This is a genomic window from Pseudomonas sp. RL_15y_Pfl2_60, assembly GCF_963970595.1.
GTDB lineage: Bacteria > Pseudomonadota > Gammaproteobacteria > Pseudomonadales > Pseudomonadaceae > Aquipseudomonas.
In genome coordinates, this window is record NZ_CAXAOE010000001.1 from 29,802 (window position 1) to 50,128 (window position 20,327).

The 20,327-nt window shown below is 55.9% G+C and carries 18 protein-coding genes and 1 pseudogene; 12 read left to right on the forward strand and 7 right to left on the reverse strand.

Annotated features, from left to right (window positions below; all coding sequences use genetic code 11):
- The first annotated feature begins 316 nt into the window (after nt 1–316).
- The 4 genes from AACY26_RS00145 to AACY26_RS00160 all read left to right on the forward strand — a co-directional run bounded on the left by AACY26_RS00145 (nt 317) and on the right by AACY26_RS00160 (nt 4,532).
- Complete coding sequence (locus AACY26_RS00145; protein ID WP_339509747.1) at nt 317–1,177, forward strand: outer membrane protein OmpK; 861 nt, start codon at nt 317–319, stop codon at nt 1,175–1,177.
- 262 nt (nt 1,178–1,439) lie between these two features.
- The gene (locus tag AACY26_RS00150) at nt 1,440–1,817 is read left to right on the forward strand and encodes a DUF3302 domain-containing protein (RefSeq protein WP_339509749.1); all 378 of its coding nucleotides are present in this window, start codon (nt 1,440–1,442) and stop codon (nt 1,815–1,817) included.
- A gap of 2 nt (nt 1,818–1,819) precedes the next feature.
- Nucleotides 1,820–2,779 (forward strand): HlyD family secretion protein, encoded by a 960-nt coding sequence (locus AACY26_RS00155; RefSeq protein WP_339509751.1) that lies wholly within the window; start codon nt 1,820–1,822, stop codon nt 2,777–2,779.
- Between the two features lie 289 nt (nt 2,780–3,068).
- A complete protein-coding gene (locus tag AACY26_RS00160) occupies nt 3,069–4,532 on the forward strand; it encodes an NCS1 family nucleobase:cation symporter-1 (protein WP_339509753.1) in 1,464 nt (487 codons plus the stop codon).
- 84 nt (nt 4,533–4,616) lie between these two features.
- Here the strand turns inward: AACY26_RS00160 and AACY26_RS00165 are convergent, their stop codons facing one another.
- Nucleotides 4,617–5,438 (reverse strand): transporter substrate-binding domain-containing protein, encoded by an 822-nt coding sequence (locus AACY26_RS00165; RefSeq protein ID WP_339509755.1) that lies wholly within the window; start codon nt 5,436–5,438, stop codon nt 4,617–4,619.
- A gap of 62 nt (nt 5,439–5,500) precedes the next feature.
- On the reverse strand, nt 5,501–6,496 hold the full coding sequence (gene moaA, locus AACY26_RS00170; protein ID WP_339509757.1) for a GTP 3',8-cyclase MoaA: 996 nt from the start codon (nt 6,494–6,496) through the stop codon (nt 5,501–5,503).
- 205 nt (nt 6,497–6,701) lie between these two features.
- Between moaA and AACY26_RS00175 the strand changes: the two genes are divergently transcribed.
- On the forward strand, nt 6,702–7,346 hold the full coding sequence (locus AACY26_RS00175; RefSeq protein WP_339509759.1) for a TetR/AcrR family transcriptional regulator: 645 nt from the start codon (nt 6,702–6,704) through the stop codon (nt 7,344–7,346).
- Between the two features lie 75 nt (nt 7,347–7,421).
- On the opposite strand, the pseudogene AACY26_RS00180 reads toward AACY26_RS00175, so the two are convergent.
- Nucleotides 7,422–9,132, reverse strand: a pseudogene (locus AACY26_RS00180) (DEAD/DEAH box helicase).
- Nucleotides 9,133–9,475: 343 nt separating this feature from the next.
- Here AACY26_RS00180 and AACY26_RS00185 point away from each other — a divergent pair.
- On the forward strand, nt 9,476–10,267 hold the full coding sequence (locus AACY26_RS00185) for a crotonase/enoyl-CoA hydratase family protein (protein WP_339509761.1): 792 nt from the start codon (nt 9,476–9,478) through the stop codon (nt 10,265–10,267).
- A gap of 95 nt (nt 10,268–10,362) precedes the next feature.
- Here AACY26_RS00185 and AACY26_RS00190 read toward each other — a convergent pair whose 3' ends face one another.
- Nucleotides 10,363–11,136, reverse strand: a complete 774-nt coding sequence (locus AACY26_RS00190; protein WP_339509763.1) for a spermidine synthase — start codon at nt 11,134–11,136, stop codon at nt 10,363–10,365.
- A gap of 168 nt (nt 11,137–11,304) precedes the next feature.
- Between AACY26_RS00190 and AACY26_RS00195 the strand changes: the two genes are divergently transcribed.
- The 5 genes from AACY26_RS00195 (at nt 11,305) to AACY26_RS00215 (ending at nt 17,044) form a co-directional block, all read left to right on the forward strand.
- Nucleotides 11,305–12,639: a flavin-containing monooxygenase gene (locus tag AACY26_RS00195; RefSeq protein WP_339509765.1), complete on the forward strand. Its 1,335-nt coding sequence runs from the start codon at nt 11,305–11,307 to the stop codon at nt 12,637–12,639.
- A gap of 9 nt (nt 12,640–12,648) precedes the next feature.
- Nucleotides 12,649–13,581 carry a bile acid:sodium symporter family protein gene (locus AACY26_RS00200; protein WP_339509767.1) on the forward strand — a complete coding sequence of 311 codons (933 nt, stop codon included), beginning with the start codon at nt 12,649–12,651 and terminating at the stop codon, nt 13,579–13,581.
- Between the two features lie 2 nt (nt 13,582–13,583).
- Nucleotides 13,584–14,366 carry an SDR family NAD(P)-dependent oxidoreductase gene (locus tag AACY26_RS00205; RefSeq protein ID WP_339509769.1) on the forward strand — a complete coding sequence of 261 codons (783 nt, stop codon included), beginning with the start codon at nt 13,584–13,586 and terminating at the stop codon, nt 14,364–14,366.
- Nucleotides 14,367–14,492: 126 nt separating this feature from the next.
- Nucleotides 14,493–15,221, forward strand: a complete 729-nt coding sequence (locus tag AACY26_RS00210) for a sulfite exporter TauE/SafE family protein (RefSeq protein WP_339509771.1) — start codon at nt 14,493–14,495, stop codon at nt 15,219–15,221.
- Nucleotides 15,222–15,247: 26 nt separating this feature from the next.
- Nucleotides 15,248–17,044, forward strand: a complete 1,797-nt coding sequence (locus tag AACY26_RS00215) for an N-acyl-D-amino-acid deacylase family protein (RefSeq protein ID WP_339509773.1) — start codon at nt 15,248–15,250, stop codon at nt 17,042–17,044.
- Between the two features lie 45 nt (nt 17,045–17,089).
- Here the strand turns inward: AACY26_RS00215 and AACY26_RS00220 are convergent, their stop codons facing one another.
- The 3 genes from AACY26_RS00220 to AACY26_RS00230 form a co-directional block, all read right to left on the reverse strand.
- The gene (locus AACY26_RS00220) at nt 17,090–17,734 is read right to left on the reverse strand and encodes a DsbA family protein (protein ID WP_339509775.1); all 645 of its coding nucleotides are present in this window, start codon (nt 17,732–17,734) and stop codon (nt 17,090–17,092) included.
- Complete coding sequence (locus tag AACY26_RS00225; RefSeq protein WP_339509777.1) at nt 17,731–18,174, reverse strand: disulfide bond formation protein B; 444 nt, start codon at nt 18,172–18,174, stop codon at nt 17,731–17,733. Before AACY26_RS00225 ends, AACY26_RS00220 begins: the two co-directional genes overlap by 4 nt.
- A 128-nt stretch (nt 18,175–18,302) precedes the next feature.
- A complete protein-coding gene (locus AACY26_RS00230; RefSeq protein ID WP_339509779.1) occupies nt 18,303–18,665 on the reverse strand; it encodes a hypothetical protein in 363 nt (120 codons plus the stop codon).
- Between the two features lie 284 nt (nt 18,666–18,949).
- On the opposite strand from AACY26_RS00230, the gene AACY26_RS00235 reads away from it, so the two are divergent.
- Nucleotides 18,950–20,296 carry a class II 3-deoxy-7-phosphoheptulonate synthase gene (locus tag AACY26_RS00235; protein WP_339509781.1) on the forward strand — a complete coding sequence of 449 codons (1,347 nt, stop codon included), beginning with the start codon at nt 18,950–18,952 and terminating at the stop codon, nt 20,294–20,296.
- The last annotated feature ends 31 nt before the right edge of the window (nt 20,297–20,327 follow it).

Sequence of the window (20,327 nt, forward strand, 5' to 3'; positions counted from 1 at the left end):
CTTGTGCACAATAATTAAATAAATTGTTTTTCAGTTTGTGAACATATTGTTATAGTCCTTACATCTTGACCGAACAGACAGCTTTTTCGGTCGCCGGGGAACCATGGATACCCCATGGAACTATTGGCAGGCCCACGACTACAGCCATACACAACGCTGCCAGACGTGTGCCTGGGACCGCCCAGCGGGCCATGGGAGATCACTGTCTTCACCAGGTCGGCGCTGAGCCAATAGTCACAAACATATCCTGCTAAGGGCTGCGGCACGGCGCAGGTAGCAATGCGTTATTAAGTCCAAAAACAATAAGGAAAACTTGATGAACCTGAAGCACCTGCCTCACGGCCTAGCCCTAACAGCCGGCTTGATCGCCGGTCAAAACGCACTCGCTGATGACCTGCTGCTGTGGCAAAGCAATAGCCTCAGCTACCTCAATGGCAGTAACTTCCAGCGCATGAACTACAACGCGGAAGAACAACGCTCGCAGAGTACGTTTACCTTCGAACATGCCAGCGGCTGGGTCTGGGGCGATGTCTTCTATTTTCTCGACTACATCAATGCCGACAACACCCAGTCACGCGGCAGCTTCAGTAACAACACCTTCGAACAAAAAGAGCACAACACCTTCTACTACATGGAGTTTTCACCGCGTGTCAGCCTGAGTTGGTTGACCGGCCAAGACCTATCCGCTGGCCCGCTTAAAGACGTAAAAGCAGCCTTTACCTACGAAAAAGGCGAAGGTGGCCCTGGCACTGAAAACTACCTGTACGGTTTAGGCTTTGATTGGGATGTACCGGGTTTTGCCTTCTTCCAGACCAACCTGTATCAGGTGAAGATCAACAAGCAGGTGTTCTTTGCAGACAGCAACAGCAATGGCTACACCACCCAGCTGACGGTTGCAGGCGCTTACCCTTTCGCCCTTGGTGACCAAAGCTTCTTGATCGACGGCTACGTTGACTGGCGCGCGCCATCCGACGAGGCAGGAACCCAAACCTCGGTTGGCTCATCGATTCAAATCAAGTGGGATGCTGGCAAGGCACTGTTCAACCAGGAGCGCAAACTCTACGTCGGTACTGAACTGAACATGTGGCATAACAAGTACGGGGTTAAGCCGGTCGATGGCTCAGCCGATGGTTTCGACCAGACAGCCGTTCAGGCCCTGGTGAAGTACTACTTCTAAAGCTCAGTGTTCGATCAAAAGGCAATTACGCGACGGCGTAATTGCCTTTTTTATGGGCAAGACGAAATTACAGGGCCAAGCCCGGTCCATTTTTGATCTTGCTTAATGGCATAATAAAGCGCTTGGCAGCAACCCTGCTTTTTTGAGCAACTTTCACTTCCAGGCCGCTCTAGCTATTGCAGGCATTAACGACCTCAAGGCTAGGCCAGGGGGTTGGACTGCTCAGAGCACAACCTAATAACACTCATTACAGGGACGCAAAATGCTTGATTATGTCGCCTTGGGCCTGATTCTATTTGTAGGTGTGGTGCTGTTCTACGGCATTATCGCGCTGCACGATATCCCCTACGAGATTGCGGTCAGTCGCAACCATCCTCATCAAGATGCCATTCATGCCACGGGTTGGGTCAGCCTGTTTACCTTGCATGCACTTTGGCCATTCTTGTGGATCTGGGCCATGCTCTATCGCGAGGATCGTGGCTGGGGCCTATCGGATGGCCAGTCACCGAAAAACCATGTCGAACACCTTGAAGCCCAGGTTGCGGATTTGCAGCAGCGCTTGAGCGCACTTGAAACAGCCGCAACGCCAGTGTCAGCCCCTGAACAGCCCCCTGCTACTCATCAGAGCGAGGAGCGCTGATCATGGAAACATTAATGGTCCTGACCTATACCGCAATCTGCATCGCCATTTTCAAGGTATTCAAGATTCCGCTCAATAAGTGGACGGTTCCAACTGCCGTACTGGGCGGTATATTGCTGCTTGGCACGCTGATCTTTGCCATGAACTACAACCATCCCTACTCCGAAGCCACGCGCTCTTACTTTGTCTCTACCCCGATAAACCCGGCGGTTAGCGGCATAGTTGCCGAGGTACCGGTAAAACCTAATCAGCCGCTGAAAAAAGGCGATGTACTGTTCCGCATCGACTCAACGCCCTTCGAAGCCCGGCTTAACTCGCTGAAGGCCCAACTGGTTTCCGCCAGGGCCGACCTGAATCGCGCGGCTGAGCTCGTTAAGCGCAATGTAGGCAACCGCCGTAATCTCGATTTGGCCAGGGCCAGTGTGGAAGACCTCAACGCGCAAATTGTCGGCGCCCAGTACAACCTCGACCACACTACGGTTCGTGCGCCTGCTGACGGTTTTGTCACCCAGGTATCGCTACGCCCCGGCGTACGCGCTGCACGCTTTCCAATATCGCCGTCGATGATCTTTATCCCGGACGAACAGCGTTACTACACCGCCTGGATGCGCCAAAACAGCCAGTTGCGATTGGAAGTCGGTGATGACGCCGAAATCGCCTTTGATGGCATTCCGGGACAAGTCTTTTCCGGCAAGGTCAGCGCAATCTACAAGGTGATTGGCGAAGGCCAGGTCCGCCCAAGCGGCGATATGATCCGTTATTCCAACGCACCGCCACCCGGCCGGGTTCCGGTATTCATTGAGATTACCGATCCCAAGTTTGACCAGTATCGCGACCGCATGCCGGGCGGTGCTTATGCGCAGGCAGCCGTTTACAGCACGCATCTCGAGGATCTCGCAGTCATGCGCAAAATACTGCTGCGCATGTCATCCTGGCTCAATTACATCTTCCCATTCCATTAACAATCGTCATTGAAAAACGCCCCAATTGGGGCGTTTTTTTTGGCCGGCGCACAGCATCTGTGCTGCAAGCCACAATCCCTGACCTATAAAAAATCAACGGACCGACACCTGATTAGTGTGCAAAAAATATAAATTTTGTACGTAATTTTTCATGTTTTGTTGCCTCTAGTATCCATTCATGTGTACAACGATAGGCTTTCACCCATACGTTAACGGATAAAGCGGCACAATTAATGCTCATACAGGCCACACACCTAAGGTTATCGACCGAAGCATAAAGGACGTTCTAATGCCCGATGAAAATCTAAAAATAAAACACATCGAACCCAGCCTCTACAACGAGGATCTGGCTCCCCTGGAACGTCACAAGCGGACATGGGGTAGCTTCGAGATCTTCAATGTCTGGTCCAACGACATCCAGAGCCTTTTTGGCTATACCCTTGCGGCAACCTTGTTTATTTCATATGGCCTGAGCGGTTGGGCCGTACTGTCAGGCATCGTTCTTGCCGGTTTTATCGTGATGTTGCTGGTGCAGCTCACGGGCAAACCCAGTGTCAAGTACGGCATCCCCTTTCCGGTCATGGCGCGCGCCAGCATGGGCGTTCGTGGCGCGAATTTCCCTGCGGTGGTGCGCGGTATAGTCGCGATTTTCTGGTACGGGGTACAAACCTACTTCGCCTCAACCGCCGTGGCGCTGCTGCTCAATTCATTGTTTGCCACCGGCACAGAAAGCACCTTTCTGGGCATGACAGCATTGGGTTGGCTGTCATATGTGATTGTATGCATCTTCCAGGTTGCACTGTTTATCCGCGGTATCGACTGGATCACCAAATTTCTCAACTGGGCCGGTCCACTGGTCTATGCGGTCATGATCGCCCTGATGATCATGATCTGGTACAAGGCCGGTCCATCGCTGCTAAGCGAACTGAGCACTATTTTCCGTGGTACGGGTGAGTACAAAGCCGGGCCTGTTGCCGCCTTCGCCGCAGTGGTCGGCACCATGGTGGCTTATTTTGCCGCCGTGGTTATCAACTACGGTGACTTCGCCCGCTTCGTTAAAACTGAAAAGCAAATGACCCTCGGCAACTTCCTTGGCTTGCCGGTGAGCCTGGCTATTTTCTCGATGATTGCGCTGGTGATTACAGCCGGGACCGTTGTGGTCTTTGGTGAAACCCTGACCAATCCCACGGATATCATCGCCCGCGTCGATAACCTGACGCTGACGATCATCGCCGCCATTACCTTCTTTGCCGCCACGGTTGGCATCAACCTGGTCGCCAACTTCATTCCACCGGCCTACGACATCGCCAACCTGGCCCCCGACCGCATCAGCGCCCGCACCGGAGGCTTTATTACTGCCGCTATTGCGTTTTTTATTGGCGCCTTGTGGGTCTCGTTTATCAGCCAGGTCGGTATTGCCGGCTTCGTTGATACCCTGGGCGCGGTGCTTGCCCCGCTCTATGGCATTCTGGTTGCCGACTATTACCTGATTCGTAAACAAAAGCTCAATCTGCAGGATCTATTCAGCGCAGAGGAAGGTGCGAGCTATTACTACGATGGCGGCTGGAATCGCAAGGCGATGGTGGCGTTTGGGGTTGCCTCCATCTTCTCCATTGCCACAGTCTGGGTACCGAGCCTGCAAATCTTCAATGGCTACTCATGGCTGTTCGGCGCCCTGCTCGGTGCAGTGTTTCATTACCTGTTGATGCGCGGCCACTGCGCAAGCATCCGTGTAGTACAACCCGAGCAGTAGGCAAAACCCAAGGCGCCCGAATGGATTCGGGCGCCCGCTACAGGACTGAAAGCCTTTAGCACGCCATCTGCATCAGCAAGTGGATCATTCGCCCGCCGCGGCCTTGGCTTTTTGGCGCTTGAGGAAATCGACCTTCCATTGCTCCATCCCCATGAATTCAGAGTCCAGATAGGCCTCGACCTGATATTTGTCCTTCAGGGCCGTCACTTCAGCGCCGTGCTCGACCAGGAAACGGTCGAAGCGCTCAATTAACTCTGGATACTTGATACTCGATAGATGATAACTGCCGCGTGTGTGCGGCAGCTTTGGGTCAAAGACCAAAGCCCCCGGGCGCGCACGAATGTTATCGAGATAATGCGTGGCCACCACAACATTGAAATACGCACCGTCGGTGTCTTTCTTCAGTGCTTGCTGGATCATTTTGCGCAAGTCGGCGTTATAACTGAGCTTGATCTGCTGGTTTTCGACTTGCTGCTCATAGGCCCAAGGTGTCCAACCCTCGACAATCGATAACCGCTTTAACCCCGCCAATGGCTGGCCGACCCGTGCAGGCGCGACCAATACTCCGTCAACGTAATCAACCACCGGCTGGCTGTAGCTCAATGCCTTGCCTGCTTTGTACGCTTGCGCCCAGAGATTGCTGTCTGGGTATTTAAAATCCACCTGCCCTTCAAGCAACGCCGGCAACAATTGATTAACCGGCAATGGGCGGTACTCCAGCTCAATACCGCTGCTGGCGGCGAACACGTCCAGCAGTTCGCGGGCAAAACCTTGGTAATGACCCTGTTTATCAAGGCTGTAATGCGGGGCAAAGGATAAGGCTTCGACCCCAACCACATAGCGTTGCGCAGCAACAGGGGCAGACACGAGTAAAATCGACAAGCAGCAGAGGTGACGGTGCTTCACAGCAACCCTCCTGGTTATTGTTGTTGGTTTGGGTGGTGCCACAGGGCATTCGCTCTAGGCGATCAGCCGCCAGTCATACTCATAAACCTGACGACCTGGACCTGTTCATCGGTCGCGAAGTGGTGGCGCTCAGGTTTTAGCTTGAGCGCGTCTTGCAAGGTATCGCGCAGCAGTTGGCTATCGCCGGGGTTGTTGCGCATCAACTGTTTTAAATCCAGGGCTCCCTCATTACCCAGGCACAGCACCAACTTGCCTTCGGCAGTGACTCTTACCCGGTTGCATGCGCCACAGAAGTTATGGCTGTGTGGAGAAATAAAGCCGACCTGCGTCTGAGTACCGTCAACCTGCCAGTAGCGCGACGGCCCGCCCGTGACCTTGGCGCTGCGGGTCAGGTTAAAGCGCGAGGACAAACGCTGGCGCACCTCATCACTTGAGCAGAACGTCAGTTGGCGTTGATGGCTGGTGATAGCGCCCAGCGGCATCTCTTCGATAAAGCTGATATCCAGCCCGCGCGCGACCGCAAACTCGACAAGATCAACCACTTCATCATCATTACGCCCAGTCTGTACCACGCAGTTGAGCTTGATCTTGTGGAAGCCTTGCGCACTTGCGGCATCAATTCCGGCGATCACTTGCTCGAGCCGATCTCGCCGGGTGAATTCGGCAAAGCGTTCGTGTTTTAACGAGTCGAGGCTGACGTTAAGCCGATTGACCCCGGCCGCCCGTAGCTGCGGCGCAAGTTCAGCCAGTTGCGAACCATTGGTGGTAATTGCCAGATCCTCAAGCTCCGTGCGATCGCCCAAACGCTGCAACAGGCTCAGCAGGTTCTTGCGCACCAGCGGCTCACCCCCGGTGATACGGATACGCTTGACGCCCAAGCCAATAAAGGCATCAGCAACCGCATACAACTCTTCAAGACTGAGAATTTGCGAGCGCGGCGCAAACACCATGTCTTCGCTCATGCAATAGGTGCAGCGAAAATCGCAACGGTCGGTAACCGAAAGCCGTAAATAAGTGATGCGCCGACCAAAGGGGTCGACCAGTTGGGCGTTTTGCACAGCAAGTCTCCAAAAGCCCTGAAAGCGGAACGCGCTAAAGATGAATCGACGATACAAGCAGATAATCCGGGCATTGTACAGAATTACCTGACTTTAAAGTCAGAATATATCGATTCGGCCCGCCAACTTGAGCCAGCCGCAGGGCCGGTGCTAACATGCCCGACCGCCGCCCGAGGCCGGGCGTCACATGGACATTTAGAGGCTTATGACCAGTATCCGCGAGCGCAACAAAGAGCTGATTCTGCGAGCTGCCAGCGAAGAATTCGCCGAAAAAGGCTTTGCGGCGACCAAAACCAGTGATATTGCCGCCAAGGCAGGCTTACCAAAGCCGAACGTCTACTACTACTTCAAATCCAAAGAGAACCTCTACCGCGAGGTGCTCGAAAGCATTATCGAGCCACTGCTGGCGGCCTCTGCCCCCTTCAATCAGCCAGGCCAACCGGCTGAAGTGCTGACCGGTTATATTCGCTCGAAAATCCGCATCTCACGCGACTTTGCCTTTGCCTCTAAAGTCTTTGCCAGCGAGATCATGCACGGCGCGCCACACTTGAGCAGCGACCAGACCGAACAGCTCAATGCCCAAGCCAAGCACAATATTTCCTGCATTCAGCGCTGGATTGATCAAGGCTTGATGGCCAAGGTCGATCCCAACCACCTGCTGTTCAGCATCTGGGCTGCCACCCAGACCTATGCAGATTTCGACTGGCAGATTTCTACCGTGACCGGCAAGGCCAAGCTCGAAGACGCCGATTACGATGCTGCCGTCGAGACCATCACTCGCCTGGTACTCAAAGGCTGCGAAATCAAGCAGCACACCGCTGACGCATCGGAACAAGTCACCAGCAACTGACCTGCCAGGTGATGTTGCGGAGAATTGCACAAATAAAAAAACCCGCACTTGGCGGGTTTTTTTATTTGTCGAGGATTAATCCTCGCGATAACGACGCAGCTTGAGCGGCTTGCCACCAACGCGGGTGTCTTTCAGCTTGCCGAGCAAGCGATCAAGGCCCTCTTCCGGCAGCTCGACCAGACTGAAGCTTTCGCGAATCTGGATACGACCGATTGCTTCACGCGCCAGGCCACCCTCATTGAGGATTGCACCAAGCAGGTTCTTCGCGGCGATGCCATCACGCGCACCAAGCGCGGTACGGCAACGGGCACGACCTTCGCCCAATGGCATTGGCGCACGACGCTCACGATCACCACGAGCTGGACGCTCGCCACGATCAGGACGATCACCACGATCGCGTGGACCACTGCTTGGAACCAAAGGCTGCTCTTTCTCAACGTCGGCCAAGGTCAGCGCCTGGCCGTTAGTCGCCTTGCGCAACAGAGCGGCTGCCAGCGCACGCGGGCTGCAACCGATATCTGCAGTCAGGCGATCAAGCAATTCGCCATGGCTTGCTTCGGCATCAGCAACCAGCGGAGCCAGGCTCGTGGTCAACTTCTTGATGCGTGCATCAAGTACCTGCTGGGCGTTTGGCAGCTTGACTTCACCAACCTTCTGCCCGGTTACGCGCTCAATCACTTGCAGCATACGGCGCTCGCGCGGCGTTACCAGCAGGAGTGCGCGACCTTCGCGACCGGCACGACCAGTACGGCCGATACGGTGCACATAGGACTCCGGGTCGTACGGCATATCGACGTTGAATACGTGAGTGATGCGCGGAACGTCCAGACCACGGGCAGCAACGTCAGTGGCCACAACGATATCCAGGCGACCATCCTTGAGCGAGTCGATAACGCGCTCACGTTGGTTCTGGGCGATATCGCCGTTCAGTGCAGCGGCTTTATAACCTTTGGCTTCCAACGCACTGGCCAGGTCCAGAGTTGCCTGCTTGGTACGCACGAAGGCGATCAAGGCATCAAACTCTTCAACTTCGAGCAAGCGCAATACTGCGTTTACTTTCTGGTCGGCGTGGATCAACAGGTGAGCCTGTTCGATACGGGCAACGGTCTGGGTCTTGGCAGCAATCTTGATGTGCTGTGGCGACTTCAGGTGCTTTTCAGCAATGGCGCGGATCGAGTGTGGCAGGGTTGCCGAGAACAATACTGTCTGGCGGCTTTCCGGCATGGCCTGGAAAATCACTTCCAGGTCATCCATAAAGCCCAGCTTAAGCATTTCGTCCGCTTCGTCGAGCACCAGGTGCTGAATAGTCGAAAGCACTTTTTCATCGCGACGCAGGTGGTCAACCAGACGACCTGGCGTTGCAACGATAACCTGCGCACCCTGACGGATTGCTTTAAGCTGCGGACCCATTGGCGCGCCACCGTAAACGGCAACGACATTCAGGCCAGGCATCTGCTTGGAATAAGTTTCGAATGCGGTAGCAACCTGCAAAGCCAGCTCACGGGTCGGCGCGAGAATCAGCGCTTGTGGCTCACGCTTGGCTGGGTCGATGAGGCTCAGTAATGGCAGCGCGAATGCTGCGGTTTTACCGGTACCGGTTTGTGCCTGGCCGATCATGTCGTGGCCGGCGAGAATTACAGGGATGGCTTGCTGCTGGATCGGAGAAGGTTCTTCGTAGCCAACTGCGGTCAGGGCTGCGAGAATATTTTGGGTAAGTCCGAGCGCGGCGAAGCCGCCGATTTCCTGGGTCATGGGTCTGCCTCTAAGTGCATCCGCAAAGACCCATGCTCCAAAGCTGCGCATGCCGTGTAAGACCCGAAGGTCACCCTGGCAGCCGTGTCGGCGGGGATTTGCGAAAACGTAATGATAATTGAATCGTCAAGGATAGCCCGTTATACGGACTGGCTGCCGAGGAAAGCCCCCCAGCGAGTTGCACTACCTGAACGCGGCCAAGAATTGACCGGCGCGCACTATACCGGAAAAGCTGACAAATGTGACGGTTTTCCGTTAATTAAACTCAAACACTGCCAAACGGTCATATTTTCAAGCCTTGTATTAACGTCTTGGACAAGCCCATGCCGGGCAGCTATACCCCTGTAAACGCTGAATATCTGGAAGGATCTGTTGTTATGAGCGAAAGCAACGCCGGGAAAGTCAGTCGCGAAAAGCGCGGCCACGTGATGCTGATTGGCCTTGATCGATGCGCCAAACGTAATGCTTTTGACCTCGATATGCTCAACGACCTGTGCCTGGCTTACGGTGAGTTTGAACGTGATGATGATGCTCGCGTAGCCTTGATATTCGCCCATGGTGAGCACTTCACTGCTGGACTTGACCTGGCCAGTATCGGGCCGGAATTCACCTCTGGCTGGCAGGTTCCTGCGGGCGGTTGCGATCCATGGGGCGTATTTGGTGGTCCACGGGTAAGCAAACCGGTAATCGTTGCCGCCAAGGGGTATTGCTACACCATTGGTATCGAATTGATGCTCGCCTCGGATATCAACCTGTGCGCGAGCAATACCCGCTTTGCGCAAATGGAAGTGCAACGTGGCATCTTTCCTTTCGGTGGCGCCACCTTGCGCATGCCCCACATAACCGGCTGGGGCAATGCCATGCGCTGGCTCCTGACCGGCGATGAATTTGATGCCCATGAAGCCTATCGCTTGAGCCTGGTCCAGGAAGTCCTCGCCAGTGAAGAACTGATGCCACAGGCCTTGTGGTTGGCAGAGCGAATTGCCGCACAAGCGCCGCAGGCAGTCCGCGCGACATTGGCCTCTGCACGGCAGACGGTTCGTGAAGGTGAAGCAGCCGCTGCGGCCAACCTGCACCCAACCCTGATGAAGCTGATGAAAACCGAAGATGCCAAAGAAGGCCTCAAGGCCATGCTCGAACGCCGACCGGGTGACTTCAAGGGCTGCTGAAACCCGGCTAGCCAAGCTTCAATTGGATAAGTGTCGATGATCCGGTGGACAAGCTGCGCTTGTCGCACCCTACCAGCGCAGAAACGCCAGTCTGGCTAACTGGCGGGACGCAACGCACTGATCAAGGGCTGCAGCGAATAGCCAAGCGCTGGCGCCAAGCGCTCGGCCCGCGCCTGCAAGCCAGGCATGTCCAACGGCTGGTCAAGCTCGGCGGGAACCAGCAACATCACATTGCCCTCTTTTACCGGACATTCCCAATAATGGCGGTTGAACAGCCCGCGCAGCAAAGCCGCGCCTAGCGGTTTGCCATCATCTGTGGCCCATTGGTTGATGATCAGCCAGCCACCGGGGTTGAGCTTGCGCTGGCAATGCTCAAGAAAGCGCCATGCCAGATGGGCAACTCCCGGGCCGTGATCGGTATACAGGTCAACGAAAATCAGGTCTGCGGTTTCAGCACTGGGCAGCAGGTCCATGGCATCGCCGATACGCACGGTTAACCGCGGGTCATCATCAAGCCCAAGGAACTCCATGGCCAGGCGCGGGACATCGGCGCGTAGCTCTATGGTTTCAACATCATCAAGCGGCAAGAACTTCAGGCACGCTTGGGTCAGGTTACCAGCGCCCAATCCGAGAAACAGCGCGGTTTCCGGGGACTCATGGGCCAGCGCCCCCAGAAACATCGCCCGCGTGTAGTCGTACTCAAGCCAACTGGGGTCAGCGCTAAACACGCAGCTCTGCTCGATCGCATCGCCGAACTCAAGAAACCGGTATTCGCCGATTTCAACCACACGAATCACACCGAACGCGTCATGCACTTCAGCCAGCAAGCGTTCGTCTTGCAACTCATCTTCCGGAGGTAATCCAGGCATCACCCGCTCTCTACCGTGACATCCCTGACCAGGATATGTCAGGGAAAGGCGCCGATTGTCATTGAAGTAGGCCCCTGCGGTCACGCAATAATTAACCCAGTTATCAAGCATTGCTTAACGTGCTCGCACTATCGGCCTTAACAACAATAACAACGCCAGAGGTTTTTTATGTACGCCATTATCGGCGCAGGTCCAATGGGCTTGTGCACTGCACGCCAACTGAAAAAGTATGGCATCGACTTTATTGGCTTCGAGCTTAATGGCGATGTGGGCGGTTTGTGGGATATCGACAACCCGCACAGCACCATGTACGAGTCGGCTCACTTGATCTCATCAAAGGGCACGACCCAGTTCAACGAGTTTCCAATGGGCGATGATGTGGCGCCCTACCCGCATCACAGCCAAATGCGTCGTTACTTTCGTGACTATGCGGAGCATTTCGACCTGCGCCCGCATTACCACTTCAACACACGTGTCGTTGACGTCCAGCGCCTGGATAAAGGCTGGAAGCTGATCAGCGAGCATGACGGCGAGCAACGTAGCTGGCAGTTCGACGGCGTATTGATCGCCAACGGCACCCTGCACAAACCCAATATGCCAAAGCTGCCGGGCAACTTTAGCGGTGAGCTGATGCACTCCAGCGACTACTCGAGCCCCGAGATTTTCAGCGGCAAACGGGTGTTGATTGTCGGTTGCGGCAACTCGGCCTGCGACATTGCCGTCGACGCGGTGCACCGCGCAGCCTCGGTTGATCTATCGGTGCGGCGCGGCTATTACTTCTTGCCCAAGTTTATCCTGGGCAAACCGACGGACACCTTCGGCGGCGCAGTCAAGCTACCGCGCCCGATGAAGCAGTTTATCGATGGATTGATGATCCGCGCACTGGTTGGCAAACCCTCCAACTACGGCCTGCCCGATCCCGACTACAAACTCTATGAATCGCACCCGGTGATGAATTCGCTGGTCTTGCATCACCTTGGGCATGGCGACATCAAGGCGCGGCGTGACATCATCAAAATTGATGGCCAACAAGTGACCTTCAGCGACGGCGAAACGGCCGAGTACGACCTGATCCTGCAAGGCACCGGCTACAAGCTGGATTACCCCTTTATCGGCCGTGAACACCTCAACTGGCCAGCCCAGGTCGGCGCGCCTCAGTTGTACCTGAACGTGTTTCATCCCGAGTACGATGACCTGTTCATGATGGGCATGGTCGAGGCCTCTGGCCTTGGCTGGCAAGGCCGTGATGAGCAGGCAGAATTGGTGGCCTTGTATATCCATCAATTGCAGCAAGGCAGCGCGGCGGCCAAGGCATTTCAGACAATCAAGCGTGAGCGCGCGAGCATTCGCCTCGACGGCGGCTATAACTATCTTGAGCTAGAACGCATGGCCTACTACGTCCACAAAGACACTTACCGGCAAAGCATCGCCAAGCATAGTGCCGAGCTGAAGTCTGGACTGGCCAACCAGCCAGCATCGCTTATGACCAATAGCGCACTGTAAGGACGACTTGTGGAAAGCGTAGCTATTCAATTCGACCCATCGAGTCTGATCCTGATCAACATCATCCTGGCGGTGATGATGTTTGGTGTTTCGCTGGATCTCAAGACCGATGACTTCAAGCGCATCGCCCGTGAGCCCAAGGCGCCAGCCATCGGCTTGGTTGCACAATTCATTCTGCTTCCGGCATTGACCTGCCTGGCCTGCTGGGCATTCAAGATTGAACCCATGCTGGCAATGGGCATGGCGCTCGTCGCCGCCTGCCCAGGTGGCAGCTTCTCCAACATCATGACCTGGATGGCGCGCGGCAATGTGGCGGTATCGGTGAGCATGACAGCGGTATCCAGTGTGGCAGCCAGTGTTTTAACCCCGCTCAACTTCGGCCTGTACGCCTGGTTAAACCCTTACACACGCCCGCTGCTGACCGAGATCTCGATTGATCCGCTGAATTTACTGTTGATGGTGTTGCTGGTGCTGGGCTTGCCGCTGGTGCTTGGCATGTGGGTTGGCAAACGCTTCGCTGGCCTGTCGAAACGTATCGAAAAGCCCCTGCGTATCTTTGCATTGCTGGTCATGCTGGCATTTGTCGGGATCGCCTTTAGCAAGAACTTCGAGCAATTCCTCAGCAACTTCCATTTGTTCTTCTGGTTGGTGGTCGCACATAACGCCCTGGCGCTGTCGACTGGCTATATCAGCGCCCGCTTGAGTGGCTTGCCCGCAGCTGATCGCCGTGCAATCACCCTTGAGGTTGGCATCCAGAACTCGGCGCTGGGGCTGGTGATCATCTTCACATTCTTCCCCCAGGCCAGCGGTATGTTGCTGATCGCCGCATTCTGGGGCTGCTGGCATTTGGTCACAGGCATGAGCCTGGCTTATTTCTGGTCTCGCAGGCCACCTGCTGACACTGCACCCTCCCTCAAATTGACGCCAGTCGGAGAAAAATAGCCATGAAAGTCGTCCTTATCACCGGCGCCGCCAGCGGCCTCGGCTGGGAGCTTGCACGCGTCTGCCATGCGCGCGGCCATGCCCTGCTGCTGACCGATATCGATGCTGCCGGCCTGGCTAAGCGCATTGAACAACTCGGCGGCGAACAGGTGCTAGGCATTGCTGGCGATATTACTGACCCAGCGATTCACAGCCAGTTGCTGCAGGCCTGCAGCGACAAGTTTGGCCGCCTCGATCTGTTGATCAACAACGCGGGCATCACCCATCGCTCGCCAACCATCAAGACTCAAGCAGCGGTATTTCACAAGGTGATGGCCGTCGACTATCACGCACCACTGGAGCTCACCTTGAGCGCCCTGCCCTTGTTGCGCGAAAGCGCGGGCCAGGTAGCAGCAATTGGCTCAATGGCTGGTTGGATGCCGGTGCTGGGCCGGGCCGGTTATTGCGCGGCGAAAAGCGCTCTGAGCCAGAGTTTCGAGGTGCTGCGAGCAGAAATCGCGCAACAAGGCATCGGCCTGTTGATGGTCTACCCAAGCTTTCTCGACACGCCCATTGACCGTAATGCACTGGGCGCCGATGGCAAACCCGCCGGGCATGCGCGCTCGACCATCGGCCAGATTCGCGGCGCAGACTGGATGGCCGAACAAATATTGATCGCCCTGGAGCAGCGCCGCGAACGCTTGTTTCCTGATCGTGGCAGTTGGTTTGCCAGTCTGTTGTGGCGAGTTGCCCCGGCCTATTACTACAAGAAAATGAGCCAACGGTTTGCCGCAGAAATGAATTAAACCCATCAACCAGCATCAGCCAGACATTCCATGCAGCATGGCCACCGCCCCTCAGCCATCAAGCAATGGTCGAGTGAACTGGATAACTCGCGCTGGACATCAATACCCGTTTAGAAGAGAGACCTAATGGAACTGGCTTGGATTGCCTTGGGCATATTCATATTGCTCGCCTATACGCTTGAAGCCGTCACCGGCTTTGGCAGTATCGTGATTGCCTTGTCGCTTGGGGCGTTACTGCTGCCAATCGAGTTGCTGTTGCCGATTCTAGTGCCGCTCAATATCTGCATGACCGGATACTTGAGCTGGCGCTACCGCAAGCTGATCGACCGGAAATTACTGCTTGGCATGATCCTGCCCGGCATGGCTGTCGGCACCATTATTGGTTATGCGTTGCTGCCGATAATTGATGCCCAGCTGGCCAAGCGCGCACTCGGTGTGCTGATTCTGGTATTCGCCGGGCGCGAGTTGCTGCGCCTGCGCACGTCCAGCGTCAGCCGGGCAAGACCCCTTTGGCAAAACCGGATGATCACAGTCGCAGCAGGCATCAGCCACGGCCTGTTTGCCTCTGGTGGCCCCTTGCTGGTCCATGCGCTGGCTGGCAACACCCTGGATAAAAGCCGGTTTCGCGCCACTCTGGTTTGCGTCTGGTTCAGCCTCAACTCGTTACTGACACTGGCCTTCATCCTCGACGGCAGGATCTATCCGGCGCTGCCTCAGGTCGCGCTCTATGCGCCGCTTTTACTTATTGGTGTGTGGCTTGGTGAACGCCTGCACCGGCACGTCAATGAGCAGTATTTCCGCATCGCCATTTACAGCCTGCTGCTGGTCACCGGCTGTTTGCTGCTATCGCACTAAGCAATCTCTGAGTCCCTGGAGCCTTTATGAACTACGACATAATTATAAAAAACGGTTTGTACTTCGACGGTAGCGGCCAACCTGGCCAGGTTCGTCACCTCGGTATTCGTGACAAACGCATCGATGCCGTCAGCCTCAGCGCATTGGATGAAACCGGCTGTGCGCAGGTAATCGACGCCAGCGGAAAGTGGATCACGCCCGGATTCATCGAGATTCACTCGCACTACGATGCCGAGGTCATTGCTGCACCCGCACTCAAAGAATCAGTGCGCCACGGCGTGACGACCGTCACCGTCGGCTCCTGCTCGATCAGTATGGTGCTGGCGGATGCCGAAGATTGCTCGGACCTCTTTACACGGGTTGAGGCCGTGCCGCGCGAATACGTGCTGCCTATTCTGCAGCAGAACAAGACCTGGCGTGATGCGGCCGGTTATCGCCACTTTTACAACCAGCACCCACTGGGCCCAAACCTGTGCTCGTTTCTCGGCCATTCCGAGCTGCGGGTTGCGGTAATGGGACTGGAACGCGCGACAAGCAAGGTCAAGCCCAGCGAAGCCGAACTGCAACGCATGGAGCAATTGCTTGAAGAGGCCCTAGATGCCGGTTGCCTTGGCCTGTCGGTGATGACCACTCGCCTCGACAAAATGGACGGTGATCGCGCCTGGTCAAGCCCGCTACCATCCACCTTCGCCAACTGGCATGAGTTTTCGCGCCTGTTCGCCATCCTGCGACGGCGCAACGCGCTGATGCAGGGTGCGCCCGATGCAGTCACCAAGATCAACGTATTCGCCTTTCTCTGGCAAGCCCATGGCTGGTTCAGACGCCCGCTGAAAAGCACCATGCTCACTGCGCTGGATCTCAAGTCCCAACCCATGCTGCACCGTTTCACTCGCTTTTCGGGCTGGGTAGCGAATAAATTGCTGCGCGGCAATTTCCGCTGGCAAACCCTGCCTGCGCCGTTCATCCTGAGCTTGGAAGGGCTTAATGTGAACGCATTCGAGGAGTTTGGTGCAGGCGAGATACTGCGCAATCTCAAGGAGCCGGATGAGATCTACGCCAAGGTCAATGATCCCGAATTTCGCGCCCTGTTCAAAAAACACGTCAAGGCCATTTTCACCATTGGTCTGTGGCACCGTGACTTCTCCGACTGCTGGGTAACCGACTGCCCGGATGCCTCGATGATTGGTAAAAATTTCGAGCAACTGGGCCGTGAGCGTGGAGTTGATGCAGTCGATGCCTACTTTGACATCGCCACGCAGTACCGTGACCAACTCAAGTGGCAAACCTGTTACGGCAACCATCGGCCAGAGGTCATGCACAAGTTGCTCGCCAGTGACTGGACCCAGCCAGGCTTTGCCGACTCCGGCGCGCATTTGCGTTCTATCGCCCAATACAACTTTGCGTTGCGCCTGCTCAAGTATGTGCGCGACGCTGAAATGGCGGGTAATGCCTTTATGGATACAGGGCGAGCGGTTCATCGGGTCAGCGGCGAACTTGCCGATTTTATCGGGATTGATGCGGGCTACATTCGTGTTGGCGATCGCGCTGACGTGGTCATTATCAACCCCGAAGGCTTGACTGACGCCTTGGACAGGATTTGTGATGCCCCGATGGAGGTGCTGGGCTTGCAGCGTGTGGTCAAGCGCAATGATGAGGCGGTTGAATACACCCTGATTAATGGCCGGATCGCCTATCAACGCGGCCGTGAATTCGCCGATGAACTAGGCAAACAACAGGGCTTTGGCCAGTTCCTTGACGGTCGTGATGTGCTCGCACGGCAGCCTGCTGCGCAACAGGCAGGCCTTGAGCCGGCTGTGATTTAGCCGTAACCCGCTGCCAGACAGAAAAGTCTGGCAGCGGGGCTCGGTTTATTTAGCTTGGGCAACCTCGTCTTCGACCAAGTTAATCAGTTGCTGAGAACCAAAGCTCGGTAGCGATTTACCGTTTACGAAAAAGGTTGGCGTTTGCCTGATGCCCACCGCTTTTGCATCGGCTGCGTCTTTTTCCAGGGTCGATGTTATCTCCGCGCTCATCAGCTCTGCCTTGGCTTTATCAACATCCAGGCCCGCCTGTTCGGCAGCCGCCCAGGCCATTGTGACTTGCGGATCATCATGCCATTGCGGCTGCGAGGCCATCACAGCTTCCAGCACCTGCGGATAAACCCCTTGCTTGCGTGCAGTTTCGAGAATGCGCGCAGCGGTTTCCGAGCCTTCGTGAAACAGCACGTAACGCAATACCAGGCGCACATCATTGGGGTTGTCCGCCAGCAGTTTCTTGACTAACGGAAAGAAGGCGCGACAAGCCTCACAGGAAGGGTCAAAAAATTCGACAATGGTTACTGGCGCGCTGGCAGAGCCGATCACCGGCGAGTGAAAGCGCACCAACGAACTGGCCGCCGCAGGCGGCGTTGAAGCCTGCTCCGGAGGTTGCTCCGACTTGAACCACAGGGCGCTCGCAGCGAAAGCAATGACCAACACGCTGGCAATCACCAGCACAGTTAAACGTCTGTTCATTGGGTGGATCTCCGGGAAATCATCAAAAGAAGCATGCAGATAAGGCTGAATACGATCAGCGACAGCGCAGGCAGCGCAATGCCGCCCAAAATCGTCATATTGCTGCTGGTGCAAGAACCACCCGCCCCACAGGGCTGGATGCTGTCTCCGAATGCGCCGAAATACAGCAGGCTGTGGTAAAGCGCGACTAACCAGCCAACGCCGGCAACCGGCAAGGCGTAACGCCACACGGCGATATCGGAGCGGTAACAGGCAATGCCTAGCACTATCACCAGCGGAAACATGAATACCCGCTGAAACCAGCAAAGATTGCAGGGCGCTTGCCCCATCACCTCACCAATAAACAGCGCACTCAAGGTGGCCACCAGCGCCAGCCCCCACGCGTAGAGCAGCAAGTGCCAGGCGCTGAACAGTTGGGCCTTGTTGGATAGAGCGGTCATACCCGCCACCTGCTGGCAACAGGTAAAACACACAGCTGCGCGAACCGCACAGCACGGCCGTGAAGAAAAGGAAATTGCATAAATTGATCCCAAATTGCAGGTATCTGGAGCCGCAGTGCGGCGGTTAATCAGATCAGCAAGAAGGATCGTGGTGGGCGTTCAATCGGTTCGATAAAGCCTATGGGCTGGCGGTGCAGGATGTGGGTGTTTGGCACGTCACCGCGCGGCGAGACAGCGATCAGGTAAGCCGCAGTCAATGAAGGCGGCTCATGGGCATGATCGGCAGTTGAAGAAGATTGATTATCGGCCGTGCACAACACGCAGGAGCTGGATGTCGCCAGGCTTTTGCTCGCATCAAGGCTTGCCACGCTGCTTACCGTGGCTGGCGCCTCAATCCCCGTTAACAGGGCACTGGTCTGCCAAAGCCAGACCATCAAGAAAGTCAGGCTCAGCGTGCGAAGCATTCTCAGGCTGAAAGTGCGGCGAGGCATTGAGTCATCCATGGGTACAAGGCGAGCGCAGCTGGCAAATCAACAGGCAATAAAACCGACTCACTCAATTGTCAGCATTCGAGCATAGCCTTGGATTATCCGGCAAGCGCTTGCTGCCTGTCCTTGCTGGCAATTGATTACCGATTGCTACGAACAGCGCCAACGCCAGCCGGACCGATGCCAGCAGCAATCGATAAACCCCGGCTATCACAGTGATATTTTTGAAGCGCTCAGCCAATCGGTTACCATGCAGGCCTGCCTAACCTATTGAATTGAGAACTGCGATGTCACAACCTTGGAGTCCCGACAGCTGGAGAGCCTGCCCAATCCAGCAACAACCGCAATACCCAGACGCAGCCCACTTGGCTAAAGTCGAGCAAACCCTGGCCGGTTATCCGCCCCTGGTTTTTGCAGGCGAAGCCCGAGAGTTGCGTCGTCAGTTTGCGGAAGTGACTCAAGGCCGTGCATTTTTGCTGCAAGGCGGTGACTGCGCCGAAAGCTTTGCCGAATTCAGCGCTGCCAAGATCCGCGACACCTTCAAGGTGTTGCTGCAAATGGCGATTGTGATGACCTTCGCCGCCGGTTGTCCGGTGGTAAAAGTCGGCCGCATGGCCGGTCAGTTTGCCAAGCCGCGTTCAGCCAATGATGAAACCATCGACGGCATCACCCTGCCCGCCTACCGTGGCGATATAGTCAACGGCATCGGTTTTGACAGCGCCAGTCGCGTACCGGACCCGGAGCGTCTGCTTCAGGCTTATCACCAGTCCACAGCATCACTGAACCTGCTGCGTGCATTTGCCCAGGGCGGCTTTGCCGACCTGCATCAGGTTCATCAGTGGAACCTCGACTTTATTGCCAACTCGGACCTGGCCGAGAAATACAGCGCCCTTGCCGACCGCATTGATGAAACCCTGGCCTTTATGCGCGCCTGCGGCATGGATGCTTCGGCGCAGGTACGTGAAACCAGTTTCTTCACCGCCCACGAAGCCCTGTTGCTGGGTTATGAGCAAGCCTTTGTGCGCAAGGACAGCCTCACCGGGCGCTTCTATGATTGCTCCGCCCATATGCTCTGGATTGGTGATCGCACCCGCCAGCTCGATGGCGCGCACGTTGAGTTCCTGCGCGGCGTGGAAAACCCGATCGGGGTCAAAGTCGGACCAAGTATGGGCAGCGAAGACCTGATCCGCTTGATCGACATTCTCAACCCCGAGAATGACCCGGGCCGCCTCAACCTGATAGTGCGTATGGGCGCCGACAAGGTCGAGGCCGGTCTGCCACGCCTGATTCAAACCGTGCAGCGCGAAGGCCGTAACGTGCTCTGGAGTTCCGACCCCATGCATGGCAACACCATCAAGGCTTCAAGCGGCTACAAGACCCGTGACTTTGCCCAGATACTTGCCGAAGTTAAGCAGTTCTTCGCCGTGCACCAGGCTGAAGGCACCTACGCAGGCGGCATCCACATCGAGATGACCGGACAAAATGTCACCGAGTGCATCGGCGGTTCACGTCCCATCACCGAAGACGGATTGTCTGATCGTTACCACACTCACTGCGACCCACGGATGAATGCTGATCAGTCCTTGGAATTGGCATTCCTGATTGCCGAAACCCTAAAGCAGGTTCGCCGCTAAGCACCACTGCTGCTGTGATCAACAATCCCCA

What these genes read in the sequence shown, in the direction of transcription:
- AACY26_RS00145 (WP_339509747.1), top strand. Translation starts at nt 317, where the DNA reads ATGAACCTGAAGCACCTGCCTCACGGCCTAGCCCTAACAGCCGGCTTG.
- AACY26_RS00150 (WP_339509749.1), top strand. Translation starts at nt 1,440, where the DNA reads ATGCTTGATTATGTCGCCTTGGGCCTGATTCTATTTGTAGGTGTGGTG.
- AACY26_RS00155 (WP_339509751.1), top strand. Translation starts at nt 1,820, where the DNA reads ATGGAAACATTAATGGTCCTGACCTATACCGCAATCTGCATCGCCATT.
- AACY26_RS00160 (WP_339509753.1), top strand. Translation starts at nt 3,069, where the DNA reads ATGCCCGATGAAAATCTAAAAATAAAACACATCGAACCCAGCCTCTAC.
- AACY26_RS00175 (WP_339509759.1), top strand. Translation starts at nt 6,702, where the DNA reads ATGACCAGTATCCGCGAGCGCAACAAAGAGCTGATTCTGCGAGCTGCC.
- AACY26_RS00185 (WP_339509761.1), top strand. Translation starts at nt 9,476, where the DNA reads ATGAGCGAAAGCAACGCCGGGAAAGTCAGTCGCGAAAAGCGCGGCCAC.
- AACY26_RS00190 (WP_339509763.1), bottom strand. Translation starts at nt 11,136, where the DNA reads ATGCCTGGATTACCTCCGGAAGATGAGTTGCAAGACGAACGCTTGCTG.
- AACY26_RS00195 (WP_339509765.1), top strand. Translation starts at nt 11,305, where the DNA reads ATGTACGCCATTATCGGCGCAGGTCCAATGGGCTTGTGCACTGCACGC.
- AACY26_RS00205 (WP_339509769.1), top strand. Translation starts at nt 13,584, where the DNA reads ATGAAAGTCGTCCTTATCACCGGCGCCGCCAGCGGCCTCGGCTGGGAG.
- AACY26_RS00210 (WP_339509771.1), top strand. Translation starts at nt 14,493, where the DNA reads ATGGAACTGGCTTGGATTGCCTTGGGCATATTCATATTGCTCGCCTAT.
- AACY26_RS00215 (WP_339509773.1), top strand. Translation starts at nt 15,248, where the DNA reads ATGAACTACGACATAATTATAAAAAACGGTTTGTACTTCGACGGTAGC.
- AACY26_RS00220 (WP_339509775.1), bottom strand. Translation starts at nt 17,734, where the DNA reads ATGAACAGACGTTTAACTGTGCTGGTGATTGCCAGCGTGTTGGTCATT.
- AACY26_RS00225 (WP_339509777.1), bottom strand. Translation starts at nt 18,174, where the DNA reads ATGACCGCTCTATCCAACAAGGCCCAACTGTTCAGCGCCTGGCACTTG.
- AACY26_RS00230 (WP_339509779.1), bottom strand. Translation starts at nt 18,665, where the DNA reads ATGCCTCGCCGCACTTTCAGCCTGAGAATGCTTCGCACGCTGAGCCTG.
- AACY26_RS00235 (WP_339509781.1), top strand. Translation starts at nt 18,950, where the DNA reads ATGTCACAACCTTGGAGTCCCGACAGCTGGAGAGCCTGCCCAATCCAG.